The 10,162-nt window shown below is 72.8% G+C and carries 5 protein-coding genes; 4 read left to right on the top strand and 1 reads right to left on the bottom strand.

Translation table 11 applies throughout. The annotated features are described in order from the left end of the window. The first annotated feature begins 7 nt into the window (after positions 1 to 7). The gene (locus ABD52_RS11435; protein ID WP_225319709.1) at positions 8 to 841 is read left to right on the top strand and encodes a hypothetical protein; all 834 of its coding nucleotides are present in this window, start codon (positions 8 to 10) and stop codon (positions 839 to 841) included. Further along, on the top strand, positions 822 to 1,862 hold the full coding sequence (locus ABD52_RS11430; RefSeq protein WP_047891789.1) for a 3-dehydroquinate synthase: 1,041 nt from the start codon (positions 822 to 824) through the stop codon (positions 1,860 to 1,862). The genes ABD52_RS11435 and ABD52_RS11430 overlap by 20 nt, the downstream gene beginning before the upstream one ends. Positions 1,863 to 1,962: 100 nt before the next feature. On the opposite strand, the gene ABD52_RS11425 is transcribed toward ABD52_RS11430, so the two are convergent. After that, a complete protein-coding gene (locus ABD52_RS11425) occupies positions 1,963 to 3,153 on the bottom strand; it encodes a hypothetical protein (protein ID WP_047891788.1) in 1,191 nt (396 codons plus the stop codon). 896 nt (positions 3,154 to 4,049) lie between these two features. Between ABD52_RS11425 and ABD52_RS11420 the strand changes: the two genes are divergently transcribed. Continuing rightward, a complete protein-coding gene (locus ABD52_RS11420; RefSeq protein WP_304413818.1) occupies positions 4,050 to 7,658 on the top strand; it encodes an amino acid adenylation domain-containing protein in 3,609 nt (1,202 codons plus the stop codon). 127 nt (positions 7,659 to 7,785) lie between these two features. Beyond that, the coding region (locus tag ABD52_RS11415) for an amino acid adenylation domain-containing protein (RefSeq protein ID WP_047891786.1) at positions 7,786 to 10,162 on the top strand (2,377 nt) is incomplete at its 3' end.

Genomic DNA, 10,162 nt, shown 5'->3' with positions numbered 1-10,162 from the left:
AGCCGAGGTGCCGTCGTTGGAACGCTGCTGGTTGTTCGCCCGTTCGGCCGTACCGGCCGACGGCTGCCCGGGCACGCGGCTGACCGAGCTGGTCGGCACCGTCCTGACCGGTCTGGTCGCCGCCGCCCGCCGGGCCGATCCCGGCATGAACTGGTTCTTCGACCCGGAGGGCTCCCCCGCCGAGCGTCTGAGCCTCGGCTTCCATGCCGTCCCCGCCGCGCTCGACGCGGTACGGGCGGGGCTGCTCGCGTACGACCCGGGAGCGTCCCTCGCCAGCGACCAGCGCGTCGTGCGCGACCCTGCCCGGGGCGGCCCGCTCGCGTTCGCGGGCAGCGAACTGGCCCTCACCCTGCTCGGCGGGGACGTGCCCTGGCTGGCCGGCGGCGAGCTGCCGCTGGCCGTGGCGCACCTGCGACACCTGACCGGGCTGATGCCGGCGGCCGACCGCCTGGCGTTCCTCTTCCTGCACTGGCAGGAGCGCAGCCAGCGGCTCACCGGCGCACAGCGGCGGGACCTGGCCGCGCAGGCCGACGACGGGGCGGAGAAGATCGTCCTGTCGGCCGGTGACCTACCGCTGGGCGGGGATGTGGCAGTGGCGTGGCAGCGCTACCTGGACCGGGTGACCGACGTGGTGGGCCACGACCACCCGACCGCGCCGTCCGGTTTCCTGCTGGCGCACCACGCGCAGCTCACCCACGATCGGTGGGGCATCCGGCCGGAGGTCGACTCGCTGGCCGCGCTGGCGCTGCGCCTGTCGATGGTGCGGGGCCGCCCGGCCGCGACCGCGCCGGTCCGCGTTCCGCAGAGGAGGCAGCAACCACATGCACGCGCCGGTACCTGACCGTCCCGCCGCCGGCGAGCCGGCCCACGTCGAGGTGGCGCTCGGGGAACGGTCGTACCCGGTGCTGATCGGTCCCGGCGTGCGCCACCGGCTCCCGGCGGAGGTGGCGCGGACCGGCGCCCGACGGGTCGTGGTGGTCTCGGCCCGGCCACCGGAGTGGACGCCCGACCCGGGCGTGCCGCACCGGGTGGTGCCGGCCCGCGACGGCGAGCACGACAAGAACCTGACCACTGTGGAACAGCTCTGCCGAGCGTTCGCCGAGTTCGGGCTGACCCGGACGGACGCGGTGGTCTCCTGCGGCGGCGGCACCACCACGGACGTGGTCGGGCTGGCCGCCGGTCTGTACCACCGGGGCGTCCCGGTGATCCACTTGCCGACCTCGCTGCTGGCCCAGGTGGACGCCAGCGTCGGTGGGAAGACCGCCGTCAACCTTCCGCAGGGCAAGAACCTCGTGGGCGTGTACTGGCAGCCCCGGGCTGTGCTCTGCGACACCGAGCACCTGGGGACGCTGCCGCAGCGGGAGTGGCGCAACGGGTACGGGGAGATCGCCCGGGCGCACTTCATCGGCGCCGGCGATCTGCGTGACCGGCCGGTGGCGGAGCAGATCGCCGCGTCAGTGGCGTTGAAGGCCCGGGTGGTGGCCGCGGACGAGCGGGACTCCGGCCTGCGGCACATCCTCAACTACGGCCACACGCTCGGGCACGCGTTGGAGCGGGCCACCGACTTCGGCCTGCGCCACGGCGAGGCGGTCGGCGTCGGCACGGTCTTCGCGGGCCGGCTGGCCGGCGTCCTCGGCCGGGTACCGGCCGAGCGGGTGGCCGAGCACCACGACGTGGTGGCGGGCTACGGACTCGACACCACGCTGCCCGCCGGCGTCGACCACGACGAGCTGATCGCGCTGATGCGCCGGGACAAGAAGGCCACCTCGGGCCTGTCCTTCGTCCTGGACGGACCGGTCGGAGTCGAGCTGGTCACCCACGTCCCCGAGGCCGCTGTGCGTACCGCACTCGCCGGCATGTGAGGCCGACACCGCCCGGTGCCCGTTCGCCGGCCGGCGTCGCGGGACGGCCGGGCCGGCGAACGGATGACGAGCCGCCGGAGCCGAGCCCCGGATCGGCGCGTCAGCTACCCAGGGCCCGCTGGATCTGCGCCACCAGCACACCGCAGGCGTACCGGTCCGCGGCCCCGACCATGCCGACAATGGTCGCCGGCAGCGGGCCGTTGTCCGTCTCCGCCGGGTCGTGATGCATGAACACGACGAACTGCCCCCGGTCGATGAACGGTGCGAGGATCGGTTCGGCGTCGACGCCGGGGGCCAGTGAGAAGAACGTGGTCATGGCGCATGGATGCTGGTCCATCAGCGAACCGCGGTGCAGCAGCGAGGTGGTGGCCCCGCTGACCCGGAAGTTCGGGTCGATGACCCGCAGGGCGCCGTCGCGGCCGATCCCGGCGTCGAAGGAGCAGTAGCCCCGGTACCCGAGCTCACTGGCCTTCCGGACCCCTACGGTCAGCGCTTCGACCAGCTCCTCCGGGGGCTGGTCGTCGTCCATCACACAACCGACCCACGTCGAGGTGGGCTGCGGCAGGTGTACGGACGAACCGAAGTAGTGCACCGCTCCGCTGTCGGTCACGCCGAACTGGATACCCCAGATGGTCTGGAAGGGCACCTCCTCTTCGACGATCCACTGCTCGCTCACCTGTTCCAACTGGTTGAACAGGGAACGGTTCCGCCGGTCCCGCAACCGACGGGTGAAGATCGCAATTCCGCTGGACACCTCGACCCCGGCCGGTTTGATGACCGCCGGCCGGCGGTCGCGCGCCACGATACGGCGCACTTCGGCGGGGGTGGCGACCTGCCGGCGGGGCAGATACTCCGGCGCGACCAGAGTCTCCAGCACGGTCTTGTTGTTGAGGCGGGCGAGCAGATCTGCGGGCACCCGGGCGCGAGCGGCCCGCAGTCGCGGGTCATGCGGAGGAAACTGGAACTCCAGCATCTCGCCCCGCTCGACGGCTTCCCGCGCGTACCGCACCGCCTGCGCGCCGGAACGGAATTCCCGCAGGTCGCTGGGCGTCTTCAGACCACTCCGGCTGAGCAGACGCAGCGACTTGTCCGCGCTGGAGCCGGTGCTGCAGATCGCCGCCGACTGGTGCGGAAGGGTCAGGTGCAGACCCGTGATCATGTCCAGGCCGTTGTAGAGAGCGGCGCCCGCGCCGGCGAGATAGGGGCTGTCGGCGGTGGCCGACGGGTCGGGCGGCCGGGCCAGGACCACCCCGTCGTGTGCGAACACCTGTACCTGGATGGGCACCTGCATTTAGTCTCCTGACATGCCGGCCCGGTGCGGGCCTCGGGGTGGCGGTGAAACGGGTGCGCCACGGCCACGAACAGCGGAGAACGTGGCCGAAGGGGTGCGCTCCCGGTCCTGATCCGGCCGCTCGGCCGCGAGAGCCGGGCGTGCCGCGTGCACCGACCGGACGGTCGTGAGCTGGACCGGCCGGGAAGCCGGCTGGCTTATGGCCAGCGTTGCGGCGGCGAGGTGCACACCGCCGGTCAGCGGCTGAGTTTCCAGCCCCCGACAGGCGTCATGATCGAAAGATCATAGTCACTATGCATTGCCCCGGGATGGGCCAGACAGGCGAACGCGAACGGCTCTTTCGCCGCCGAGGCCGCCGATACTCCTAGCGGGGCCATCGACTCGGGCTGACCGAAAAGCTGTTCTTCAGAAGGGCTGGAGTCGCCGGACGGCGCTGTCGCAGCCCGCGCTGTCGAGTGCCCGGATCCGGACGGCCACGCCCCCTGCCAGCTCACATCGCCGGACCGGCCTCGACGCGGCCGGCGGGCATCGCCGACACGTCCCAGGCCTGCCCGGGGAGGAGATCTCCGGCTGATGTGCTAGGGGTCGACGTGCCGATCTCTAGGGGTGTACGCCACTCCACAGCGCTTCGTATGGTCGGGCCCCATCGGCTCGTCGTTCCCACTCTCAGCGCACCGGATCGGGTGGCCCGCGAGCGGTGCCGCCCGTCAACGCGCCTCGCGCCACCCCCGCCGTCCGGCGTGCGGCATCCCGGCTGACCGATCGTCGCGGCCCTGCGCCTTTCGGTCGTCCCCTTTCGATCGGAGGTCGAGCTGTTGTCTGTCGGGTTCGATGGCGCCCAGGCCGCGGACGGCGCGGTTGCTCTGGAGCTCGTGGGGGACCTGCGGAGGCCGGCGGTGTGGCCCGCGCGGGCGGCCTCGGTGCACCGGGTACTGCCCGCCTGGCCGTCGCGCGTGACACCGGCCGGGCACGTCGTGGTGGCGGGGCTCGTGGCGGTCCTGGCCCGCTGGACCGGCCAGGACGAGGTGGTGCTCGGGCTGGCCCCGGCCGGCGGGGTGGTGGTGCGGGTGGACGTCTCGGGCGACCCGGGATTCGGGGAGTTGGCGGCGCGGGTGGGACTGGCGTGGACGGCGCCGGTGGCGGTGGCGGTTCCGGACCGGCCGGACCCGGTGGCGGTGGAGTTGGCCGACGGCCCGGTGGCGGAGACGGGACCGGCCGCGGTGGACGTCGACATGGTGGTACGCGTGGCGGCGGACGGGTCCGTGCTGCGGGTGGACTACGCGGTGGAGGGATTCTCCGCGCAGTTCGTACAGGGACTCGTGGATCAGGTCGTCGTGCTCGTCTCCGCCGGGACGGCGGCGCCGCAGGTAGCCCTGTCGAGGTTGCCGTTGCTGGACGCCGCGGAACGGGAGCGGTTGCTGACGTGGGGACGCGGCCCGGTGCGGGAGATCCCGGGTGAGCCGATCCACGAGCTCGTGCTGGGCTGGGCGCAACGGTCGCCGGAGGCGGTGGCGGGTGTCGCGGGTGACGAGGTGCTGACGTACGGGGAACTGGATCGCCGGTCAGGACTGCTGGCGGCGTACCTGCGGTCGGTGGGTGTCCGTGCCGGTGACGTGGTGTCCGTGGCGCTGGAGCGCGGGTTGTGGTCGCTGGTGGCCGCGATGGGCGTGCTGCGGGCGGGTGCCGCGTACACGCCGATGGACGTGTCGTGGCCCGCGGAGCGGATGCGGGTGCTGCTGGCCGACCACGGCGCGCGGGTGGTGTTGACGGTCGGTGCGGTAGCGCCCCGGATCCCCGCCGGGGACGGGGTCACGGTGGTGGCGCTGGACGACGGCTGGCCTGCGGTACCGGCCCGTGCGGCGACGGATCTGCCTGTGGTGCCGGTGGACGCTCCGGCGTTCGTCATCTACACGTCGGGTTCGACAGGCACGCCGAAGGGCGTGGTGCTGTCGCACGAGAGGCTGACGAACTTCCTGGCGTGGATGACCGACGAGTGCGCCATCGGCCCCGGCAGCCGGATGCTGCACTCGGCGGCACCGGTCTTCGACGCCGCGTTCGGGGAGATGTTCGCCGCGCTCACCGGCGGGGGTTGCGTCGTCGTGTGCCCGCGCGACGATCTGCTCGACGCGCGCCGGCTCACCGATTTGGTCAACAGCCACGGCGTCACGCACACGTTCGGCCCGGCCACCAACATCGCCCCGCTCGACCCGGCCGCCTGTCCCGGCCTCCGCTGCATCATCTTCGGCGGCGAGGCCGTCCCGCCGCGGTTGGCCCAGCGGTGGCTGACGGCGGGCACGCGGGTGGTCAACGCGTACGGGCCGGCCGAGATCGCCGTGGCGTGCACCTGGTTCGACGCGTCGGCCGGGTGGGGTGGCGCGTACGTACCGATCGGCTGGCCGATGCCGAACCGGCAGGTCCGCGTCGTCGACGCGAACCTCGACCTCATGCCGGTCGGGGTTCCCGGGGAGATCCTGATCGCCGGCTTCGGCGTCGCCGACGGTTACCTCAACCGTCCCGAACTGACCGCCCAGCGGTTCGTCACCGACCCGTACGGCGGCGGGCTCGCCTACCGCAGCGGCGACCTGGGGAGATGGAACAGCGCCGGCGCACTGGAGATCCTCGGCCGGATGGACCACCAGGTGAAGGTCAACGGCATCCGCATCGAGCTGGGCGAGATCGAGAGCATCCTCGCCCAGCACCCGGAGGTGGAGAACGCCGTCGTCGTCCGCCGCGAGGACCGGGGCGTGGCCCGACTCGTCGCGTACGTCACCGGGCGCGACGGCCGCACCCCGGCCACCGGCGACCTGCGCGACCACGCCACGGCCCACCTGCCCAGCTACATGGTCCCCGCCGCCGTCGTCACCCTCGACCGCTTCCCTCTCGGCGGCACCGGCAAGATCGACCGGAATGCCCTTCCCGCACCCGACGCCCAACGCCCCGACCTCGGTGTGCCGTACGTCGAGCCGGCCACCGAGGGCGAGCGCCTCGTCGCGGAGGTGTTCGCGAGCGTGCTCGGCATCGAGCGGGTCGGCGCCCGCGACAGCTTCTTCCACCTCGGCGGCACGTCGTTGCAGTCCGCAGCCGTCGCCACAGGCATCGACGAGGCCGCCGACGTGGTCGTGCCCGTCTCGCAGATCCACCGCACCCCCACCCCGCACGAGCTGGCCCGGTGGCTCGCCACCGCCCCCCGCCGTACGGACACCGGCTCGACCGCCGGACAGACCCGGCAGCGCCCGGGACCGGTCCCGCTCGCGCAGCAGGTGGCGAAGTGCCTGATGTCGCCGCTGGAGGTCGTCGTCCCGGTCACCTGGTGGATCGAGGGTGAACTGGACCTACGGGCCCTGATGGCCGCCCTCGGCGACCTACACCACCGCCACCAGGCCCTGCACGCCCGCTACCGGCGCACCGACCCACCAACAGCAATCATCCCACCCAACCCCGGCATGCCCCAGCTACGGCTACTCGCCGACGCCGCCACCGAACACGACGCCCTCGACCAACTCGCCGAAGCAGTACAGCAACCACTCGACTACACCCAGGGCCGCAACTGGCGCGCCGCCCTGATCCGAAACAAAACCACCAACCGAATCCTGTTCGGCATCGGCATCCACCACATCGCCTTCGACGGCTGGTCATACGGACTACTCGTACGAGACCTCAGCCACGCCTACACCGCACGACAAGCCGGCCACACACCCACCTGGAAACACCCCGCACCCACACTGCACCAGTCCCACGACGAATACACCCGCCTACGCGACGCCGCCGACCTGCAAACCCAACGAACCTACTGGCGCGAACAACTACGCGACCTGCCCCGCCAAGGCAGGGGCCCGGCTACCGCGCCCCTGGAACAGGCCCTCGCCTGGGGACCGAAGGCGGGCCACACCGTCACCGTCACCCCCGAGGTGCTCGACCGCTGGGACCGGGCCGCCCGCGACCACCGCTTCAGCCGCTCCAGCTACTTCGTGGCGGCCTTCGCCTCGGCGCTGCGCGCCATCCATCAGCAGGACGACATCGCCCTGCTGATGGTGGTGGCCAAGCGCGGCAGCCGCGTCCTCGACTCCGCGTTCACCACCCGGCTCAACCTCAACTGCGTGCGGGTGCGCTTCGACGGGCCGCAGGACGACAAGCTGGTCCTGCGGGTCGACGAGACGATCCGCGATCTCATGCGGGCCCAGGACGTTCCCTTCGCGGAGACCGCCGACGATCCCGCCGCCGGGCTCTCCGGCGAGGTGGTCGCGAGCCTGCCGACGTTCGTGTTCCAGGACAACGTGGTGGTGCCGCTGGGGCTGCCCGGCTGCCGGGCCGAGGAGGTCGTCGACCCGTACGCCCGGGAGGTGCCCAACGGGCTCACGGTCGAGGTGCTGCCCCGCGTCGACCATGCTCTCCTGCGCGTCACCATCCGCACCGACTACCTGCCGTACAGCTTCGCCGAGGAGCTGAACCATCACATGCTGCGCTTCCTCGAAGACGGGCCGGCGGGTACACCCACCACCGGCTGACCGTCCGCCTTTGCGTACCGGACCGCTCGTCGTCGCGTGGCACGCGGCCCGTTGTCCCGAGAGTTCGTGGTTGTCCCCTCCGGCGCACCCCTCTGGGTGGCGCCGGCCCTGATCGGAGGCTGGCTCAATGTCTGTCGGAATCGTCGGTGCGCAGGCCACGGATGTCGCTGGGCCCGGCTTCGAGATCCTCGACCTGATGGGGGACCTGCGCCGGCCGGCCGCGTGGCCGGCCCGGGCGGCCTCCGCGTACCGGCCGGTCGACCTACCCGTCCCGGCGGGGGCGCGCTCCCCCGGCGCGGTGCTGCTGGCCGGTCTGCTGGGGGTGCTGGCCCGGTACACCGGCCAGGCCGAGGTGGCGGTCGGTCTGTCGTCGGGCGGCGTGCTGCGGGTCGACGTCGCGGATGAACCGGGCTTCGGCGAGCTGACGTCGCGGGTGGCCGCGGCGCTGACCGGCCCGGTCACGCGTGACACGGGCGCGGCGGGGCCGGTGGTGGTCGGGCTGGTGGACGCCCCGGTGGCCGAGGTGGGGCCGGACGTGGTGGACGTGGACATCGTGGTGACCGTCGCGGGGGACGGGTCGGCGATCCGGGTGGACTACGCAGCCGACGGCTTCTCGGCGGACTGGGTGCGGGGTCTGGTGGACCAGACCGTGTCGTTGCTGTCGGCCGGGGTCCGCGAACCCGGGGTGCCGCTGGGCGCGCTGCCGCTGCTGGGCGCGACCGAGCGCGAGCGGCTGCTCGCGTGGGGCCGGGGCCCGGCCCGCCCGGTGCCGGGTGAGCCGCTGCACGAGCTGGTGCTCGAGTGGGCGCGACGCACGCCGGACGCGGTGGCCGGAGTCGCCGCCGGGGAGGTGCTGACGTACGCGGAGCTGGCCCGTCGCTCGGGGGCGCTGGCCGCGCAGCTACGGTCGATGGGCGTACGGCCCGGGGACGTGGTGTCGCTGGCGTTGGACCGCAGCATGTGGACCCTCGTCGCCACCCTGGCGGTGCTGCGCGCCGGGGCGGCGTACACGCCGATGGACGTGTCCTGGCCGGCGGACCGGATGCGGATGCTGCTGGCCGACCACGGCGCTCGGGTCGTCCTCACCGTCGGCGAGGTCGCCCCGCGTGTCCCCAGACCTGACGGCGTACGGGTCGTCTCCCTCGATGTCGACTGGCCCACCCTGGCGGCGGCCGAGGCGGCCGACCTGCCGGTGGTGGCCCCGTCCCGGCCGGCGTTCGTGATCTACACGTCCGGCTCGACCGGGACACCGAAGGGTGTCGTGCTGACCCACGAGCACCTGACGAACTTCGTCACCTGGATGCGGGAGGAGTGCGCGGTCGGCCCGGACAGCCGCATGCTCCATTCCTGCTCCCCGGTCTTCGACGTGGCCCTCGGCGAGATCTACACCGCGCTGACCTCCGGCGCCCGCGTCGTCGTCAGCTCCCGCGACGACCTGCTCGACGCCCGCCGGTTGACGGAGCTGATCGCCAAGGAGCAGGCCACCCACGCGTTCTGCCCACCCACGAACCTCGCCGCCGTCGATCCCGCCGACTGCCCCAGCCTGACGTGCGTGACCCTCGCCGGGGAACCCATTCCGCCCCGCATGGCGCAACGCTGGACGGCCGCCGGTGCCCGCCTGATCAACGCGTACGGGCCCGCGGAGGCCTCCGTCGCCTGCACCTGGTTCGACGCGTCCAAGGGCTGGCCCGGCGCGTACGTGCCCATCGGCCGGCCCATGCCCAACCGGCAGATCCGCGTCGTCGACGCCAATCTCGACCTCGTCCCCATGGGCGTCCCCGGCGAGATCCTCATCACCGGCGCCGGCGTCGCCGACGGTTACCTCAACCGCCCCGAACTGACCGCCCAGCGGTTCGTCACCGACCCGTACGGCGGCGGGACCGCCTACCGCACCGGCGACCTCGGCCGGTGGAACGCCGCCGGAGCGCTGGAGATCCTCGGCCGGATGGACCACCAGGTCAAGGTCAACGGCATCCGCATCGAACTCGGTGAGATCGAAGCGACTCTCGAGCAGCACCCGGACGTCGGCACCGCCGTCGTCACCCGTCGCGAGGACCAGGGCACCGCCCGGCTCGTCGGCTACGTCACCGGACGCGACGGCCGCGTCCCCGTCACCGCGGACCTGCGGGCACACGCCGCCGCCGTGCTCCCGCCCTACATGGTTCCCGCCGTGATCATGGTCCTGGACCGGTTCCCCACCGGCGGCACCGGCAAGATCGACCGACGGGCGCTACCGGAGCCGGGCTCGCGCCGTCCCGATCTCGACGTGCCATACACCGAACCGGCCACCGACTCCGAACACCTCGTCGCGGGGATCTTCGCGACGGTGCTCGGACTGGACCGGGTCGGGGCACTCGACGGGTTCTTCCACCTCGGCGGCACCTCCCTGCAGTCCGCCGCCGTCGCTGTCGCCCTCGACGAGGCCGCCGACGTCGCCGTGCCCGTCTCGCAGATCCACCGCACCCCCACCCCGCAGGGGCTGGCCCGCTGGCTCGCCACCGCCC

Origin of the sequence: Micromonospora sp. RV43 (assembly GCF_001029515.1) — a bacterium.
Lineage (GTDB): Bacteria > Actinomycetota > Actinomycetes > Mycobacteriales > Micromonosporaceae > Micromonospora > Micromonospora aurantiaca.
This window is presented reverse-complemented; position numbering and strand designations above follow the sequence as displayed.